Raw genomic sequence first — 16,452 nt, forward strand, 5'->3', positions numbered from 1 at the left:
GAACGGACAACTACAGGAGTCGCACCATGCTGAAGTTCCTCGGCAGCACCATCGGCATCATCTTCCTGATCGGCCTGCTGGTCGTGATCGGTATCTTCTCGCTGATCTTCTGATCGCCGTCATCTGCAAGCCGGGCGCCCGCCCGGCTTTCTTCATGCCACGCGCATGACTCGGCTCACGGCGTTACAATGGGCATCACTTTGCTGATGATGCTCCTGCCATGACCGAACCCCTGCGCCTCTCCAAACGCCTGATCGAACTGACCGGCTGCTCACGCCGCGAAGCCGAGCTGTATATCGAGGGCGGCTGGGTCACGGTCAATGGCGAAGTGGTCGACGAGCCCCAGCGCAAGGTCACCGACGAAACCGTGGTGCTGCTGCCCGATGCCGTTGCCGAACCTTTGCTCCCGGTTACCCTCCTGCTGCACATTCCCAGCGGCCGCTTTCCCGAGCGCGCTGCCGAGGAAATCGGCCCGGACAGCCGCTGGCCCGAGGACCGCTCCGAGCAGCGCACGCTCAAGGGCCACTTCGCCAACCTGACGCCTTGCATCCCCCTGCAAGCGGGCGCCGATGGCCTGCACGTGCTGACGCAGGACTGGCGCATCGAACGCAAGCTCAAGGACGACTTGAGCAAGCTGGAGCAGGAGTACGTGGTCGAGGTCAGCGGTGAGCTGTCCGCGCGCGACCTCAAGCGCCTCAACCATGGCCTGGTGTTCAACGGTACGCCGCTGGCGCCCTGCAAGGTCAGCTGGCAGAACGAAACCCGCCTGCGCTTCGCCCTGAAGAACCCGCTGCCTGGCCAACTGGTGTTCATGTGCAACAGCGTTGGCCTCAAGGTGCTGGGCATGAAGCGCATCCGCGTCGGCGCCGTGTCGATGGGCAAGGTGCAACCCGGACAATGGCGTTATCTGGGCGCCAAAGAGCGCTTCTAACCTCCCCCCGTTTTCGGCCGCGCCACTATGCGCGGCCTCTGCAATCAGGAATATTCATGCTCAATAATGATGTGCTGCGCAGCCTGCGCTACATGCTCGATGTCAGCGATGCAAAGATGGTCGAAATCGTCGAGCTCGGCGGCAAGACGGTCAGCGAACAAGAGATCACTGCCGTTCTGAAAAAGGACGACGAGCCTGGTTACCAGGATTGCCCCGACGACCTGCTGACCCATGCGCTCGACGGCCTGGTGTACTTCAAGCGTGGCAAGGATGAGAGCCGCCCGGCTCCAGCCCTGGAGCTGCCGGTTAGCAACAATCAGGTGCTGAAGAAACTGCGCGTGGCCTTCGAGCTGAAGGAAGAAGACATCCACGCGATCATGCGCAGCGTCGATTTCGAGGTGTCGAAGCCGGAAATGAGCGCACTGTTCCGCAAGGCAGGCACCAGCAACTACCGCGTCTGTGGCGACCAGTTCCTGCGCAACTTCCTCAAGGGCCTGACCCAGCGCCTGCGTGACTGATACGCCATGAGCTACCAGGTTTCGCCCATCGGCTACGTGCGCTCCTGCTTCAAGGAGAAGTTCGCCATCCCGCGCCAGCCGCACCTGGCGCCGGCCGCGCAGGGCGTGCTGGAACTGTGCGCGCCGTTCGATGGCGGCGATGCGGTTCAGGGCCTGGAGCAGGTCAGCCATGTGTGGCTGTTGTTTCTCTTTCACCAGGCATTGGAAGACAAACCGCGCCTCAAGGTGCGCCCGCCGCGCCTGGGCGGCAATCGTTCGATCGGCGTGTTCGCCACCCGGGCGACCCACCGGCCCAACGGCATTGGCCAATCGGTGGTACGCCTGGATCGCGTCGAGAGCGGGCGTTTGTGGTTGTCGGGTATCGACCTGCTCGACGGCACGCCGGTGCTCGACGTCAAACCCTACGTGCCCTATGCCGACAGCGTGGCCGATGCTCACAATCACATCGCGGCCGCTGCACCGGTACGAATCGACGTGCTCTGGCAAGACAGCGCCTTGGAAAGCGCACGCGCTCATGCCCTGCGCCTGGGCGAGCCGCTGGTCGAGCTGATCGAGCAATGCCTGGCCCAGGATCCACGCCCGGCCTACCAGCAGCCCACCCCCGAACGCCGTTACGGCGCACGGCTGTGGGATGTGGATGTGCAGTGGCACTACCCGCAGCCGGGCTGCATTCGCGTACTGGATGTGACCCTGCCCTGACGGCGCGCAGGCACGTCTCTGCAATGGGCGGTCTAAGACAAAAGCGCCCCCCAACTGATCGTTCCTCACGTCGAGTCGTCGAACCGTCCGCGTGGGAATGCCTGCGAAGACGCTCTGCGTCGGCTGTTGCATGCCGTGCGCAGTGGGAGCAGGCGCAGAGCGCCTTGGCCCGAGCTACCACGCTGGAGCGTGGGAGCCATCGTACCCTGGCCTATGCGATTCCCTGTGGGAGCGGCTTTAGCCGCGAGCTCTTTACGTTCAACACGCTATGCGTGAGCTATGGTTTGCCAGCCTTATCGCGTTGCTCGTACATTCGGTTCCGCTCTGTCGAGCGGGTTTCTTTTGGCATCGCCCCAAAAGAAACCAAAAGGTCTAGCCCCGGCATACGGCCCCGGCTTCGCCGGGGTTCCCTCGCTACATCGTTGCTCCGAGGGCCCGCCGCGAAGAGCCATCCCTGGCCCATCGCGGCTCTCGCGACATCCATGTCGCTCAACCCTCTCCGCAACGATTCCGCTCGGCCTCCTGAAGGGGCGATTGGAGTCGCCTGATAATTCTGTGGCATGAGGAGCACCAAAAAGGCAAAGCGGCCGACCGGCTGCTCCCGCTACATTCTTGCCTCGACGCAAGCACTGAACACTTTCCTGCAGGCGAAAAAAATCCGCAGCCATCGCTGGCTGCGGATTGGGATCGTCAGTCGATCAGGCGCCGGCTTTCTGCACGGCATCCTTGATCAGGGTCTGCAGCTCACCCTTTTCGTACATTTCCAGCAGGATGTCGCTGCCGCCGACCAGCTCACCGGCTACCCACAGTTGCGGGAAGGTCGGCCAGTTGGCGTACTTGGGCAGGTTGGCGCGAATTTCCGGGTTCTGCAGGATGTCGACGTAGGCGAACTTCTCGCCACAGCCCATCAGAGCCTGGGAAGCGCGAGCGGAAAAGCCGCACTGCGGCGCATTCGGCGAGCCTTTCATGTACAGCAGAACGGTATTGCTGGCGATCTGCTCTTTGATGGTTTCGATGATATCCATTGGGCACCTCAGAACTGGACTATCCGACTCGTGGGTCGATACGGTGGCGCATTGTAACCAAAAGCCGAGCGCAATGCTCAGTCATGCAGACGCACCGCAGCTGATTCAAGCGGCCACCACCTCCACCGGCACGCCATTGAGCGCGGCATTGCCGGACAGCGCGTCGAGCAGGCGTTCGTCGGTCAGGTCGTTGGCGCTCACCCCGGGTGTCGCCTGGGCGATGCTCATCTGCACACCGGGGCGCCCGTGCCCCCAACCATGGGGCAGGCTGACCACGCCCGGCATCATCTCGGCGCTGGCCAGCACCTCGACCTCCAGGGTGCCAACCCGCGAGCGCACGCTGACTCGCTGGCCATCGCCGAGGCCGCGCTGCGCCAGGTCCTGGGGGTGCATCAACAGCTGATGACGCGGCTTGCCCTTCACCAGCCGGTGATAGTTGTGCATCCAGGAATTGTTGCTGCGCACATGGCGACGGCCGATCAACAGAAGCTGGCCCTCAACCCATGCCGGCTGTGCGGCAAAGCGCTGCAGGTCGTTGAGCAGCAATGCCGGCGCTGCCTGCACCTGGCCATCGGGGGTTTTCAGGCGCGCCGCCAGGTTCGGCTTCAGCGGGCCGATATCCAGGCCGTGGGGGTGATCCTGCAAGGTCTGCAAACTCAGCTTGAGCGGCGAGCGGTCGCCATAAGGCCCCATGCGCAAGCCCATGTCGATCATCTGCGCGGGCGCTTGAGTCGGCTTCAAGGTGGCGCCGGTCTGCGCGGCGAAGGCTTGCGCCAGGCCGACGAAGATCTCCCAGTCGTCCAGCGCGGCCTCGGGCTTGGGCAGTACCGCCTGATTGAAACGCGTGACATTGCGCACCGCGAACAGGTTGAAGGTGGTGTCGTAGTGGTCATGCTCCAGCGGCGCGGTGGACGGCAGGATCAGGTCGGCATGGCGGGTGGTTTCGTTGATGTACAGATCGACGCTGAGCATGAACTCCAGGCCCTCGAGCCCGCGCTCCAGCTGACGACCATTGGGCGTGGAGAGCACCGGATTGCCCGCCACGGTGATCAGCGCCCGTACCTGCCCGTCACCCGCGGTGAGCATTTCCTCGGCCAGCGCGCTGACCGGCAGCTCGCCGCCATACTCAGGCAACCCGGACACCCGGCTCTGCCAGCGATTGAAGTGCCCGCCGGAGGTCGCGCCGACCAGGTCCACCGCGGGCTCGGTGCACAGTGCCCCACCCTCGCGATCCAGGTTGCCGGTGACCAGGTTGATCACCTGCACCAGCCATTGGCACAGGGTGCCGAATACCTGGGTCGATACGCCCATGCGCCCGTAGCAGACGGCTCGCTCGGCGGCGGCGAAGTCGCGGGCCAATTGGCGGATCGTTTCGGCTGCAACGCCACACTGCGCGGCCATGCGCGCTGCGCTGAACGCTGCAACCGCACTGCGCAGCTCATCCAGCCCGGCGACTGGCAGATGGCTGCCGCGCCCCAGCCCCTCCTCGAACAGCGTATTGAGCATGCCGAGCAGCAAGGCGGCGTCCTGTCCCGGACGGATGAACAGGTGCTGGTCAGCGATGGCTGCCGTCTCGGTATGCCGTGGGTCGACCACCACCAGCTTGCCGCCGCGGGCCTGGATGGCCTTGAGGCGCTTCTCGACATCCGGCACGGTCATCAGGCTGCCGTTGGAGGCCAGCGGGTTGCCACCGAGGATCAGCATGAAGTCGCTGTGATCGATGTCCGGGATCGGGATCAGAAAGCCGTGGCCGTACATCAGGTGGCAGGTCAGGTGATGGGGCAGCTGATCGACCGAGGTGGCGGAGTAGCGGTTGCGGGTCTTGAGCAGGCCGAGAAAGTAGTTGCTGTGGGTCATCAGCCCATAGTTGTGCACGCTGGGGTTGCCCTGATAGACCGCCACCGCATTCTGCCCGTGGGCCGCCTGCACGGCGGCCAGGCGGCTGGCCGCGAATTCGAAGGCCTCCTGCCAGCTGATGGCCTCCCAGGCGTCACCGGTACGGCGCATCGGCTGGCGCAGGCGATCCGGGTCATTCTGAATGTCCTGCAGGGCAACGGCCTTCGGGCAGATATGGCCACGGCTGAACGGATCGTCACGGTCGCCCTTGATGGAGCGCACCTGCGGTTGGCCATCGGCAGCCTGCTCGACTTCCAGGGTCAGCCCACAGATGGCCTCGCACAGGTGGCAGGCACGGTGATGGAGGGTCGTGGTCATGGCCAGCCTCGCTTTATTGTTGAAGCGCCATCATGGGCGCCAGCGCCGTTTCCTGCCAGCAGCCTTGGCACCGTGAATCGCCGCCCATCAGGGCCATGCATCACGCCGGTTTGCAGGCCTGCGAGGCCCGTCATATCTGGCAATCCGGGCAAATTTGCGCCTAGGCGTCATTTACTTATAAGATCGGCGGCTTCCCGTTTCGTCGCACTGTGCGGCCCCCAGCCGCAGGTTCTCTCATTTTTTCCGAAAAAAGAGCCTGCGCCCTGTTTGTCAAAAGGTAGTTAACGATGAGCGCAAGACACTTTCTCTCGCTGAAGGACTGCACACCGGATGAACTGGTGGGCCTGATCCGACGCGGCATGGAGCTGAAAGGCTTGCGCAACAGCGGCGTATTGTTCGAACCCCTGCGCAATCGCGTGCTGGGCATGATCTTCGAGAAGGCCTCGACGCGTACTCGCGTGTCCTTCGAAGCCGGCATGATCCAGCTCGGCGGCCAGGCCATTTTCCTGTCGCCGCGCGACACCCAGCTGGGCCGTGGCGAGCCAATCGCCGACTCGGCCATCGTCATGTCGCGCATGCTCGATGCGATCATGATCCGCACCTTCGCCCACAGCACCCTCACCGAATTCGCCGCCAATTCCCGGGTGCCGGTGATCAACGGCCTGTCGGACGACCTGCACCCCTGCCAGTTGCTGGCGGACATGCAGACCTTCCACGAACACCGCGGCAGCATCGTCGGCAAGACCGCCGCCTGGATCGGCGACGGCAACAACATGTGCAACTCCTATATAGAAGCGGCCATGCAGTTCGATTTCAAATTGCATGTCGCCTGCCCGCAAGGCTACGAGCCAGACGCCGCGCTGCTGGCCGAAGCCGGTGAGCGGGTGCGGATCTTCCGCGATCCCCGCGAGGCGGTGGCCGGCGTCCACCTGGTGAGCACCGATGTCTGGGCCTCCATGGGCCAGGAAGAGGAAATCGCCGAGCGCCACAAACTGTTCGCGCCCTATCAGGTGAACCGCGCGCTGCTCGACGCCGCCGACGAGAACGTGCTGTTCCTGCACTGCCTGCCGGCCCACCGCGGCGAGGAAATCAGCGTCGACCTGCTCGATGATCCGCGCTCGGTGGCCTGGGACCAGGCGGAGAACCGCCTGCATGCGCAGAAGGCACTGCTCGAGTTCCTGGTCGAGCCGGCGTACCACCACGCATGAGCCAGCCGCTGCTGTTGAGCCTGCGTAATCTGGGTTGCGGCTACGGTGACCAGCGCATCGTGCAGCAGCTGAACCTGCACCTCAATGCCGGGGAAATCGGTTGCCTGCTCGGCCCGTCGGGCTGCGGCAAGACCACCACCCTGCGTGCCATCGCCGGCTTCGAGCCGGTGCTGGAAGGGGAAATCGCCCTGGCCGGCGAGGTGATCTCCCGCCCCGGTTTCACCCTGGCGCCGGAGAAACGCCGTATCGGCATGGTGTTTCAGGACTACGCCCTGTTCCCGCACCTGAGCGTGGCGCAGAACGTGTCCTTCGGCATTCGCAAGCAGGCCGACTGCGAGCAGGTGACCCGCGAATTGCTGGAGCTGGTCAAACTCGAGCACCTGGGCAAACGCCATCCGAACGAGCTGTCCGGCGGCCAGCAACAGCGTGTGGCCCTGGCCCGCGCCCTGGCCACCAACCCACAGTTGCTGCTGCTCGACGAGCCATTCTCCAACCTCGATGGCGAACTGCGCCGACGCCTCAGCCATGAGGTGCGCGACATTCTCAAGGCCCGCGGCACCAGCGCCATCCTGGTCACCCATGACCAGGAAGAGGCCTTTGCCGTCAGCGACCAGGTCGGCGTGTTCAAGGCCGGTCACCTCGAGCAATGGGACACGCCCTTCAACCTCTACCACGAGCCGCAGACGCCCTTCGTCGCCAGCTTTATCGGCCAGGGTTACTTCATTCGTGGCCAGCTGCAGGCACCCGATGAGGTACAGACCGAGCTGGGCGTGATCCGCGGCAACCGCGCCTATGCCTGGCCGATCGGCAGTGCGGTGGATGTACTGCTGCGTCCGGACGATATCGTCCACGACCCGCAGAGTGCGCAAAAGGCCAAGATCGTCGGCAAGAGCTTCCTTGGCGCCGCCACCCTGTATCGCCTGCAACTGCCCACCGGCAGTCAACTGGAGGCGCTGTTCCCCAGCCATGCCGATCACCAGCCCGGCGAGCAGGTGGGGATCCGCATCGCTGCCGACCACCTGGTGGCGTTCGCAGCACCGGGCAGTGTGGCCGCGCCGTCGACGCTGGAGCTGGCCGACTAAAAGGGCAGCTTAGATATGCAGCTGGCCACTACTCACCAACCTTGCATGGCCGGCGATCTTCACCCGTTCCCCATTCAGCCGGCACCACAGAAAACCGCCGCGCTTGCCGCCCTGGTAGGCGCTCAGTTCAGGCTTGCCCAGCGTCTGCGCCCAGTAAGGCGTAAGAATGCAGTGCGCCGAACCGGTGACCGGGTCTTCGTCGATGCCCACCGCGGGCGCGAAGTTGCGTGACACGAAATCCACCGACTCCCCCCTTGCGGTGATGATCACTGCCGGCCAAGGCAATTGCGCCAGCGCTTTCAGATCCGGCTGGCAGGCATCCACAGCGGCCTGCGACTCGAGCACGACCAGCAACTGCGGCGCATCCAGCACGGCGATCGGCGTCTGCCCGAGAATGTCTGCCAAGCCCTGAGGCGTGGCAATCGGTGTCGGTTGCACGCAGGGAAAATCCAGCACCAGGCGATCACCTTCACGGTCGACCGCCAAGGTGCCGTCCATATAGGTGAAATCGATACGCTGACCCGGCTCGCCATGGCACTCGAACAAGGCATGGGCACTGGCCAGCGTGGCATGCCCGCACAGCGGCACTTCGGTGGTCGGGGTGAACCAGCGGATGCGCCAGGCGGCGCCCTCCTTCACCACGAACGCGGTTTCGGCCAGGTTGTGCTCGGCAGCAATCTGCTGCATCAACCCATCCTCGAGCCACTGGTCGAGGCGATAGACCACCGCCGGGTTGCCCGCGAAAGGCGTGTCGCTGAAGGCATCGATCTGGTGAAAGAACAAAGGCATCGGGATTTCCTCAAGACGGCAACTACGCTCAGCATGCCTGCTTCGCGCCGCTTGGCTGCGATACAGCGCGGCGCCAATACGGCGCAACAGTGCAATCAGCGCGGCGTGTGAATGCCGTAGCGCTGCAGCAACGCATCGAGACGACCATCCTGCCGATAACGCCGTACGCCGTCGTCGAAGATGTCGCGGTAGCGGGCGCTGGAGGCAAGCGCCGGGGAGAAGGCGATGTAGATCGGTACGTCCGGTACCCGGCAGCCGACCTCGACCAGGCCATCATCAGTGCCGTGCTGATCCTGGTACAGGGCCATGATCCAGGTGTTTTCCAGCAAGGCGTCCAGACGCCCCAGTTCGACCTTGCGCACGTTCAGCGCCAGCGCCTGCTCGCCGGCAGCGAGCTGCAACAGCTCCTGGTCTCGCTGATGACGACGAATGTACTCATCGAGCTCCTCGCCGTAGCTATAGCCATTGATCACTCCCAGGCGCACCTGGGCGAGCGAATCCAGCCCGGTATAGCGCCAGGTGCTGTCGGCGCGGGCATAGAAGCAGTTGCGGGAGATACCCGGGGCCGACTTGCCGAAGAGAAAGTCCGGCGCATCACGTACGCCAGCACCGACCAGCGCGTTGGCGCGGCCACTGCGCACGTCCTGCACGGCGCGCGCCCAGTTGGTGACGCGGTACTCGACCTCGATGCCGGCCTCGGCAAAGATCTGCGTGGCCAGCTCGATGAAGATGCCAGGGCGTTCGGCGTCCGGCGCGCAATTGACAGGACACCAGACGTCGGCCTCCATGATCAGGGTTTCAGCCCGGGCACAGGCACTGCTCAGCAGCCAAGCCGCCAACAGCCCTGAAGTCACCCAACCAACGCCTTTCACTGTTCGCCTAGCCTCCTGCCGATGCGGGCGCCGTTACCGCCACGCTCCATGATACGCCGCCCCCGGCCCTGACGGGCAAGCGCGGCGGCAATGCCGACAGTGCCAGTGTCCGGCGTTCGCTTCAAGCTCGGCGCGCGTCGCCCCCGGCCCAGGCGCCCGCCCATGGTGCCGCGCGGCTCAGCGACCGATGTCGGCGAATTGTGCCTGGGTGTGTTCGGCCAGAATCTCGGCGCTCAGCTCGACCTCCAGCCCACGTCGCCCGGCACTGACATAGACGGTGGAAAAATTCCTGGCGCTGTTATCGATAAAGGTGCGCAGGCGCTTCTTCTGCCCCAGCGGGCTGATGCCGCCGACCAGGTACCCGGTCGCGCGCTGCGCGGCATCGATTGGCGCCATGTCCACCTTCTTGACCCCGGCCGCCTGGGCCAGGGCCTTGAGGTCGAGGCTGCCAACCACCGGCACCACCGCCACCAGCAACTCGCCTTTCTCGCTGGCCGCGAGCAACGTCTTGAACACCTGAGCCGGCTCAAGACCCAGTTTCTCGGCCGCTTCCAGGCCATAGGAAGCGGCCTTGGGGTCATGTTCATAACTGTGGACTCGATGCGCGGCACGAACCTTCTTCAGCAGATTCAATGCAGGGGTCATGAAGGCTCCGAATGGCATGAAAAACGACGAGAGGCCCGGCGATTCTAGCCTCGCGACCGGCGAAACGCAGCGCCAATGTGCGGCCGCTGAGGAAACTTGTTTCACAACGGAACCTATTTGTCGTGAAACTGACCTATTGAACTGTACGCGCGATTGATATCGAAAACATTTACCGCTTATGCGGTTCGTTTTTTGACAATACGCGCAAAGTTGATCTATTTTTTTCGATTACGAACATCAAGACCATTACCCGATGGCAATGGTGTAGACGCTGCCCTACCCCGCAGTGGGCCGTCGTACCCGACACCAGCGCCGCACAACAACAAAAAAACGAGGCTTTCCCCATGACAGCTGCACAACAACCCTCGCTATCGGGCCAATGCATGGCCGAGTTTCTGGGCACGGCCCTGCTGATCTTCTTCGGTACCGGCTGCGTTGCCGCCCTCAAGGTCGCAGGCGCCAGCTTCGGCCTGTGGGAAATCAGCATCATCTGGGGCGTCGGCGTCAGCATGGCCATCTACCTGACGGCCGGCGTGTCCGGCGCGCACCTCAATCCGGCAGTGAGCATCGCCCTGTGCATTTTCGCCGGGTTCGAAAAGCGCAAGCTGCCGTTCTACATCCTCTCCCAGATTGCCGGCGCCTTCTGCGGTGCCCTGCTGGTGTACACGCTGTACAGTGGGCTGTTCGCCGAATTCGAACAGGCCAACCAGATGATTCGTGGCTCCCAGGCCAGCCTGGAACTGGCGTCGGTGTTCTCCACCTTCCCCAATCCGGTTCTGTCCACCGGCCAGGCGTTCATGGTCGAAGTGGTGATCACCGCCATCCTGATGGGGGTGATCATGTCCCTGACCGACGATAACAACGGCCTGCCCCGCGGCCCCATGGCGCCGCTGCTGATCGGCCTGCTGATCGCCGTGATCGGCAGTGCCATGGGCCCGCTGACAGGCTTTGCGATGAACCCGGCGCGGGACTTCGGCCCGAAACTGATGACCTTCATCATGGGCTGGGGCGAGATCTCGCTCACCGGCGGCCGTGACATTCCCTACTTCCTGGTACCGATCTTCGCGCCGATCCTCGGGGCCTGTCTCGGCGCCGCGGCCTACCGCACCCTGCTTGCGCGTCACCTGCCCAGTGTGGTCGAGGCGCCGACGGTAGAACGCGCCGCCGACCGCGACGTCAAAGCTTCCTGATTTCAACGGCGCACATCCCTCAGGGCGTGCGCCCCTTTTGTCCTCCGCTCACTCGCTCAAGGCAATCGACATGACAGACGCTCAAAACAAGAACTACATCATTGCCCTCGACCAGGGCACCACCAGCTCCCGGGCGATCATCTTCGATCGCGATGCCAATGTGGTGTGTATCGCCCAACGCGAATTCACCCAGCATTACCCGCAAAGCGGCTGGGTCGAACACGACCCGATGGAAATCTTCGCCACGCAAAGCGCGGTGATGGTCGAGGCGCTGGCCAAGGCCGGCCTGCACCACGACCAGGTGGCCGCCATCGGCATCACCAACCAGCGCGAAACCACGGTGGTGTGGGACAAGAACACCGGCCGGCCGATCCATAACGCGGTCGTCTGGCAGTGCCGGCGCAGCACCGAGATCTGCCAGCAACTCAAGCGCGACGGCCTGGAAGACTACATCAAGGAAACCACCGGCCTGGTCACCGACCCCTACTTCTCCGGCACCAAGCTCAAGTGGATCCTCGACCATGTCGAAGGCAGCCGCGAACGCGCCCGCAAGGGTGAACTGCTGTTCGGCACCATCGATAGCTGGCTGATCTGGAAATTCACCGGCGGCAAGGTGCACGTCACCGACTACACCAACGCCTCGCGTACCCTGCTCTTCAACATCCACACCCGTGAGTGGGATGCGAAGATGCTCGAGGTGCTGGACATCCCTCGCGAGATGCTGCCCGAGGTCAAAACCTCGTCCGAGGTCTACGGCCACACCAAGAGCGGCATCGCCATCGCCGGTATCGCCGGCGACCAGCAGGCTGCGCTGTTCGGCCAGATGTGCGTCGAACCAGGCCAGGCCAAGAACACCTATGGCACCGGCTGTTTCCTGCTGATGAACACTGGCGACAAGGCGGTCAAATCCCAGCACGGCATGCTCACCACCATCGGCTGCGGCCCGCGCGGCGAGCCTGCCTATGCGCTGGAAGGGGCGATTTTCAACGCCGGCTCCACCATCCAGTGGCTGCGCGACGAACTGAAATTGGTCAACGACGCCTACGACACCGAGTACTTCGCCGGCAAGGTCAAGGACAGCAACGGCGTGTACCTGGTACCGGCCTTTACCGGCCTGGGCGCGCCCTACTGGGATCCCTACGCCCGTGGCGGCCTGCTCGGCCTGACCCGCGGCGTGAAGATCGACCACATCATCCGCGCCGCCCTGGAGTCTATCGCCTACCAGACCCGCGATGTGCTCGACGCCATGCAGCAGGACTCCGGCGAGCGCCTCAAATCCCTGCGCGTGGATGGCGGCGCGGTGGCCAACAACTTCCTCATGCAGTTCCAGGCCGACATCCTCGGCACCCAGGTGGAGCGCCCGCAAATGCGCGAGACCACGGCCCAGGGCGCCGCCTACCTGGCCGGCCTGGCCACCGGTTTCTGGAGCAGCCTGGAGGAGCTGCGCGGCAAGGCGGTGATCGAGCGCGAGTTCGAGCCACAGCTCGCCGATGCCGAGAAGGAAGCCCTCTACGCCGGCTGGAAGAAGGCCGTGGGCCGCACCCGCGACTGGCAGCCCCACGAAGAGCAGAAGTGAGCCACAGCGACCAGGGCCTGTTAGCACTTGCGCAACACCGCGCCCGAGCCCTTCGGCTTGCGCGGCAGTGTTAACAGGCCCTAGCCCCCGGCTGTCGCTGGCAGTGAGCAGATTCGTGCGGCATCATGGCGCAATTCCGTGCGGCCCGAAGGACACTCAATGAATCTGCCCCCTCGCCAGCAGCAAATCCTCGATCTGATCCGCGAACGCGGCTACGTCAGCATCGAGGAGTTGGCCACCCAGTTCGTCGTTACCCCGCAAACCATCCGCCGCGATATCAATCAGCTGGCCGATGCCAACCTGCTGCGCCGCTACCATGGCGGCGCGGCCTATGATTCCAGCGTCGAGAACACCGCCTATGCGATGCGCGCCGACCAGATGCGTCAGGAGAAGCAGCGCATCGGTGAAGCGGTGGCCGCGCAGATTCCCGACCATGCCTCACTGTTCATCAACATTGGCACCACCACCGAGGCCATCGCCCGGGCACTGTTCAACCACAACCACCTGAAGATCATCACCAACAACCTGCACGTTGCCGCGATGCTCGCCGCCAAGGATGACTTCGACGTGCTGCTGACCGGCGGTAACGTGCGCCGCGATGGCGGTCTGGTGGGCCAGGCCAGCGTGGACTTCATCAACCAGTTCAAGGTCGATTTCGCCCTGGTCGGTATCAGCGGCATCGACGAAGACGGCAGCCTGCTGGATTTCGATTACCAGGAAGTGCGGGTTTCCCAGGCAATCATCGCCAATGCTCGCCAGGTGATTCTCGCCGCCGACTCCAGCAAGTTCGGCCGCAACGCGATGATTCGCCTGGGCCCGATCAGCCTGATCGACTGCCTGGTCACCGACCAGCAGCCGGTAGCCGGCCTCTGCCAACTGCTCGAGCAGCACAAGATCCGCCTCGAAGTCGTCTGACCCCCTCCTGCAACCAACACCGCGATGGGCCTGACGCGCCCATCGCGGCGCCGCCTGTGGTTTTTTATTCCAATTCGAACATCTCGCGAACCTTATCGGCCCGCGAGTATCTGTAACTGTGTTCGCTAATTTTCATTCCAGCGCTTTACGTGATCTTTTTTGATCGAAGACCCCTGGATACCTATCTATTCATGCGCTAGTATTTTCGTAAATGAACATTCATGTTCGATTTGAAAATACAAACGCTATACGAGGCCACGACGATGCCCACATCCAGCCTGTCCAACAGCCCGCTGTCCGAGGTTTACGATATTGCCGTGGTCGGCGGCGGCATCAATGGCGCCGGTATTGCCTGTGATGCGGCGGGTCGCGGCCTGTCGGTGTTCCTGTGCGAGAAGGACGACCTGGCCCGCCACACCTCCTCGGCTAGCAGCAAGCTGATCCACGGCGGGCTGCGTTACCTGGAGCACCACGAATTCCGCCTGGTGCGCGAAGCCCTGGCCGAACGTGAAGTGCTGCTCGCCAAGGCGCCGCACATCGTCAGCCCGATGCGCTTCATCCTCCCCCACCGCCCGCATCTGCGCCCCGCGTGGATGATTCGCGCCGGCCTGTTCCTCTACGACAACCTGGGCAAGCGCAAGGCACTGCCGCGCTCGCGAGGGCTGAGCTTTGGCGCCAACAGCCCGCTCAAACCGGAGATCAGCAAAGGTTTCGAATACTCCGATTGCTGGGTCGACGATGCCCGCCTGGTGGTGCTCAACGCCATGGCAGCCCGCGAGCACGGCGCCCATGTGCACACCCACACCCGTTGCGTCAGTGCCCGGCGCAGCAAGGGTGCCTGGGAAGTCGACCTGGAACGCGCCGATGGCAGCCGCTTCTCGATCCGCGCCAAAGCGCTGGTCAATGCCGCCGGCCCCTGGGTGGCGCGCTTCATTCGTGATGATCTGCAGCAGAAGTCGCCCTACGGCATCCGCCTCATCCAGGGCAGCCACATCGTCGTGCCGCGCCTGTTCGAGGGCAAAGAAGCCTATATCCTGCAGAACGAAGACCGCCGTATCGTTTTCGCCATCCCCTACCTGGACCGCTTCACCCTGATCGGCACCACGGACCGCGAGTACCAGGGCGACCCGGCTGCCGTGAGCATCAGCGAGGAAGAAACCAGCTACCTGCTCAAGGTGGTCAACGACCACTTCCGCAAGTCGCTCAGCCGCGAGGACATCCTCCACAGCTACGCCGGCGTGCGCCCGCTGTGCGATGACGAGTCCGACGAGCCCTCGGCCATCACCCGCGACTACACCCTGTCGCTGTCCGCCCAGGGCAATGAACCGCCACTGCTGTCGGTGTTCGGCGGCAAGCTGACCACCTACCGCAAGCTGGCGGAGTCGGCGCTGGCCCAGCTGGCGCCGTTCTTCCCGAACATGAAGGCGCGCTGGACGGCCGAGGCGCCGCTGCCGGGCGGCGAGAACATGCACAGCCGCGAGAGCCTGGTCGAGGCCCTGCGCGCTCGCCATGCCTGGCTGAACGCCGAGCTGGCGAGCCGCTGGGCCGTCACCTATGGCAGCCGTACCTGGCAATTGCTCGACAAGGTGCAGAGCGAGGCCGACCTGGGCGAGCACTTCGGCCATGGCCTGTATGCCCGCGAGGTGGATTACCTGCGCGAACAGGAATGGGCCACCGAGGTGGATGACATCCTCTGGCGCCGCAGCAAGCTGGGGCTGTTCCTGTCGGCCGCCGAGCGCAGCCGGCTCGAAGCCTACCTGGCACCCGCCGCGACCGCGATTCTTACAGCTGTACCAGGTGCTCATCCTGCCGATGAGCCTGCAGGTGTGGCAGTACCGCGGCAAGCAACGGCGCCTTGAAGCGCTCCTGAAGCCGGTGAGCGAGCCCTGGAATCAGGCGCAGCTCACTGCCACGGATATGCGCGGCGACATGTACGCCGTGCATCACCGGCAGCAGCGGATCGGCAGTGCCGTGCACCACCAGCGTCGGCACCTGCAGGCGGTTGAGCAGGTCGACCCGGCTGCCTTCGGCAAGAATCGCCAGCAATTGCCGCTCCACCCCCGCCGGATTGAAGGCACGGTCGTAGGCGATTTCGGCCTGGTGCAGCAGCATCGCACGATCATCCACCACACTCGGGCTGCCCAGCGCGGCCAGCAGATCGGCCTGCTGCTCCAGGGCCACTTCCCGGCTCGGTGCCTCGCGGCGTGCCAACAGGTGCAACAACGCCGGGCTCGGTGCCGGCAGCCCCTGGGCGCCGGAGCTGGTCATCACCAAGGTCAGGCTGCGCACCCGCTGCGGCGCCATGTCAGCGATGTGCTGGGCGATCATGCCGCCCATGCTGGCGCCGAGCAGGTGAAACTCGTCAATGCCCAACGCATCCATCAGGCCCAGTGAATCGCCGGCCATGTCGCGCAAGCTGTACGGTGCACCGACCGCCAGGCCAAGGCGGTAACGCAGCACTTCATAAGCCAGGTTGGCGCTGGGCGCTTCGGCGTTCCAGCGGCTCAAGCCGACGTCACGATTGTCGAAGCGGATCACCCGAAAGCCCTGCTCGCACAGCTGCTCGACCACGTCGTCCGGCCAGTGGATCAGCTGGCCACCCAGGCCCATGACCAACAACAGTGCGGGATCGCTGCTGCGCCCGATGCTCTGATACGCCAGGCTCACCTCGCCCACCGAGACACGCTCGACATCCACACCGACCTTGCACACATCAGCCGCCAGGGAGGACAGGCTGCACAGCAAGGCAGCCAGAAAAATAACCACGCGCATCTTCAAATTCCACAAG

The 16,452-nt window shown here is 64.0% G+C and carries 15 protein-coding genes; 9 read left to right on the forward strand and 6 right to left on the reverse strand.

The window, feature by feature from the left end; all coding sequences use genetic code 11:
- The first annotated feature begins 220 nt into the window (after positions 1-220).
- From QYS36_RS14180 to tsaA, 3 genes are read left to right on the forward strand one after another with little or no spacing between them, the layout of a single operon-like run.
- Positions 221-931, forward strand: a complete 711-nt coding sequence (locus tag QYS36_RS14180; protein ID WP_308840088.1) for an rRNA pseudouridine synthase — start codon at positions 221-223, stop codon at positions 929-931.
- Between the two features lie 56 nt (positions 932-987).
- Entirely contained in the window at positions 988-1,449 is a 462-nt protein-coding gene (locus QYS36_RS14185; RefSeq protein ID WP_308840089.1) for a DUF1456 family protein, read from the forward strand.
- 6 nt (positions 1,450-1,455) lie between these two features.
- Positions 1,456-2,148: a tRNA (N6-threonylcarbamoyladenosine(37)-N6)-methyltransferase TrmO gene (gene tsaA / locus QYS36_RS14190; protein ID WP_308840090.1), complete on the forward strand. Its 693-nt coding sequence runs from the start codon at positions 1,456-1,458 to the stop codon at positions 2,146-2,148.
- A 698-nt stretch (positions 2,149-2,846) separates the two neighbouring features.
- On the opposite strand, the gene grxD is transcribed toward tsaA, so the two are convergent.
- Together grxD and QYS36_RS14200 are read right to left on the reverse strand one after the other, a co-directional pair.
- The gene (gene grxD, locus QYS36_RS14195) at positions 2,847-3,173 is read right to left on the reverse strand and encodes a Grx4 family monothiol glutaredoxin (RefSeq protein ID WP_111463134.1); all 327 of its coding nucleotides are present in this window, start codon (positions 3,171-3,173) and stop codon (positions 2,847-2,849) included.
- Between the two features lie 105 nt (positions 3,174-3,278).
- Positions 3,279-5,387: a molybdopterin oxidoreductase family protein gene (locus tag QYS36_RS14200; RefSeq protein ID WP_308840091.1), complete on the reverse strand. Its 2,109-nt coding sequence runs from the start codon at positions 5,385-5,387 to the stop codon at positions 3,279-3,281.
- Positions 5,388-5,674: 287 nt separating this feature from the next.
- Between QYS36_RS14200 and argF the strand changes: the two genes are divergently transcribed.
- Both argF and QYS36_RS14210 read left to right on the forward strand, forming a co-directional pair.
- The gene (argF, locus tag QYS36_RS14205) at positions 5,675-6,595 is read left to right on the forward strand and encodes an ornithine carbamoyltransferase (protein ID WP_308840092.1); all 921 of its coding nucleotides are present in this window, start codon (positions 5,675-5,677) and stop codon (positions 6,593-6,595) included.
- Entirely contained in the window at positions 6,592-7,677 is a 1,086-nt protein-coding gene (locus tag QYS36_RS14210; RefSeq protein ID WP_308840093.1) for an ABC transporter ATP-binding protein, read from the forward strand. Before argF ends, QYS36_RS14210 begins: the two co-directional genes overlap by 4 nt.
- A gap of 9 nt (positions 7,678-7,686) precedes the next feature.
- Here QYS36_RS14210 and QYS36_RS14215 read toward each other — a convergent pair whose 3' ends face one another.
- The 3 genes from QYS36_RS14215 to ybaK all read right to left on the reverse strand — a co-directional run bounded on the left by QYS36_RS14215 (position 7,687) and on the right by ybaK (position 9,983).
- On the reverse strand, positions 7,687-8,466 hold the full coding sequence (locus QYS36_RS14215) for a PhzF family phenazine biosynthesis protein (RefSeq protein WP_308840094.1): 780 nt from the start codon (positions 8,464-8,466) through the stop codon (positions 7,687-7,689).
- A gap of 95 nt (positions 8,467-8,561) precedes the next feature.
- A complete protein-coding gene (locus QYS36_RS14220) occupies positions 8,562-9,320 on the reverse strand; it encodes a transporter substrate-binding domain-containing protein (RefSeq protein ID WP_308840095.1) in 759 nt (252 codons plus the stop codon).
- 195 nt (positions 9,321-9,515) lie between these two features.
- Positions 9,516-9,983, reverse strand: coding sequence for a Cys-tRNA(Pro) deacylase (gene ybaK, locus QYS36_RS14225; protein WP_308840096.1), 468 nt, complete (start codon positions 9,981-9,983; stop codon positions 9,516-9,518).
- Between the two features lie 344 nt (positions 9,984-10,327).
- Between ybaK and QYS36_RS14230 the strand changes: the two genes are divergently transcribed.
- The 4 genes from QYS36_RS14230 (at position 10,328) to glpD (ending at position 15,523) form a co-directional block, all read left to right on the forward strand.
- Positions 10,328-11,173, forward strand: a complete 846-nt coding sequence (locus QYS36_RS14230; protein ID WP_308840097.1) for an MIP/aquaporin family protein — start codon at positions 10,328-10,330, stop codon at positions 11,171-11,173.
- Between the two features lie 70 nt (positions 11,174-11,243).
- A complete protein-coding gene (gene glpK, locus QYS36_RS14235) occupies positions 11,244-12,749 on the forward strand; it encodes a glycerol kinase GlpK (protein ID WP_308840098.1) in 1,506 nt (501 codons plus the stop codon).
- Positions 12,750-12,908: 159 nt separating this feature from the next.
- Positions 12,909-13,664, forward strand: a complete 756-nt coding sequence (locus QYS36_RS14240) for a DeoR/GlpR family transcriptional regulator (protein ID WP_308840099.1) — start codon at positions 12,909-12,911, stop codon at positions 13,662-13,664.
- Positions 13,665-13,927: 263 nt separating this feature from the next.
- On the forward strand, positions 13,928-15,523 hold the full coding sequence (gene glpD / locus QYS36_RS14245) for a glycerol-3-phosphate dehydrogenase (protein WP_308840100.1): 1,596 nt from the start codon (positions 13,928-13,930) through the stop codon (positions 15,521-15,523).
- Here the strand turns inward: glpD and QYS36_RS14250 are convergent.
- Positions 15,447-16,436 carry an alpha/beta hydrolase gene (locus QYS36_RS14250; protein WP_308840101.1) on the reverse strand — a complete coding sequence of 330 codons (990 nt, stop codon included), beginning with the start codon at positions 16,434-16,436 and terminating at the stop codon, positions 15,447-15,449. The genes glpD and QYS36_RS14250 overlap by 77 nt on opposite strands.
- Positions 16,437-16,452: the final 16 nt, after the last annotated feature.

The organism is Pseudomonas sp. G34 (assembly GCF_031119625.1).
Taxonomy (GTDB): Bacteria; Pseudomonadota; Gammaproteobacteria; order Pseudomonadales; family Pseudomonadaceae; genus Aquipseudomonas.

What these genes read in the sequence shown, in the direction of transcription:
- QYS36_RS14210 (WP_308840093.1), top strand. Translation starts at nt 6,592, where the DNA reads ATGAGCCAGCCGCTGCTGTTGAGCCTGCGTAATCTGGGTTGCGGCTAC.
- ybaK (WP_308840096.1), bottom strand. Translation starts at nt 9,983, where the DNA reads ATGACCCCTGCATTGAATCTGCTGAAGAAGGTTCGTGCCGCGCATCGA.
- QYS36_RS14250 (WP_308840101.1), bottom strand. Translation starts at nt 16,436, where the DNA reads ATGCGCGTGGTTATTTTTCTGGCTGCCTTGCTGTGCAGCCTGTCCTCC.
- glpD (WP_308840100.1), top strand. Translation starts at nt 13,928, where the DNA reads ATGCCCACATCCAGCCTGTCCAACAGCCCGCTGTCCGAGGTTTACGAT.
- QYS36_RS14200 (WP_308840091.1), bottom strand. Translation starts at nt 5,387, where the DNA reads ATGACCACGACCCTCCATCACCGTGCCTGCCACCTGTGCGAGGCCATC.
- QYS36_RS14185 (WP_308840089.1), top strand. Translation starts at nt 988, where the DNA reads ATGCTCAATAATGATGTGCTGCGCAGCCTGCGCTACATGCTCGATGTC.
- grxD (WP_111463134.1), bottom strand. Translation starts at nt 3,173, where the DNA reads ATGGATATCATCGAAACCATCAAAGAGCAGATCGCCAGCAATACCGTT.
- QYS36_RS14215 (WP_308840094.1), bottom strand. Translation starts at nt 8,466, where the DNA reads ATGCCTTTGTTCTTTCACCAGATCGATGCCTTCAGCGACACGCCTTTC.
- QYS36_RS14230 (WP_308840097.1), top strand. Translation starts at nt 10,328, where the DNA reads ATGACAGCTGCACAACAACCCTCGCTATCGGGCCAATGCATGGCCGAG.
- argF (WP_308840092.1), top strand. Translation starts at nt 5,675, where the DNA reads ATGAGCGCAAGACACTTTCTCTCGCTGAAGGACTGCACACCGGATGAA.
- QYS36_RS14240 (WP_308840099.1), top strand. Translation starts at nt 12,909, where the DNA reads ATGAATCTGCCCCCTCGCCAGCAGCAAATCCTCGATCTGATCCGCGAA.
- QYS36_RS14180 (WP_308840088.1), top strand. Translation starts at nt 221, where the DNA reads ATGACCGAACCCCTGCGCCTCTCCAAACGCCTGATCGAACTGACCGGC.
- glpK (WP_308840098.1), top strand. Translation starts at nt 11,244, where the DNA reads ATGACAGACGCTCAAAACAAGAACTACATCATTGCCCTCGACCAGGGC.
- tsaA (WP_308840090.1), top strand. Translation starts at nt 1,456, where the DNA reads ATGAGCTACCAGGTTTCGCCCATCGGCTACGTGCGCTCCTGCTTCAAG.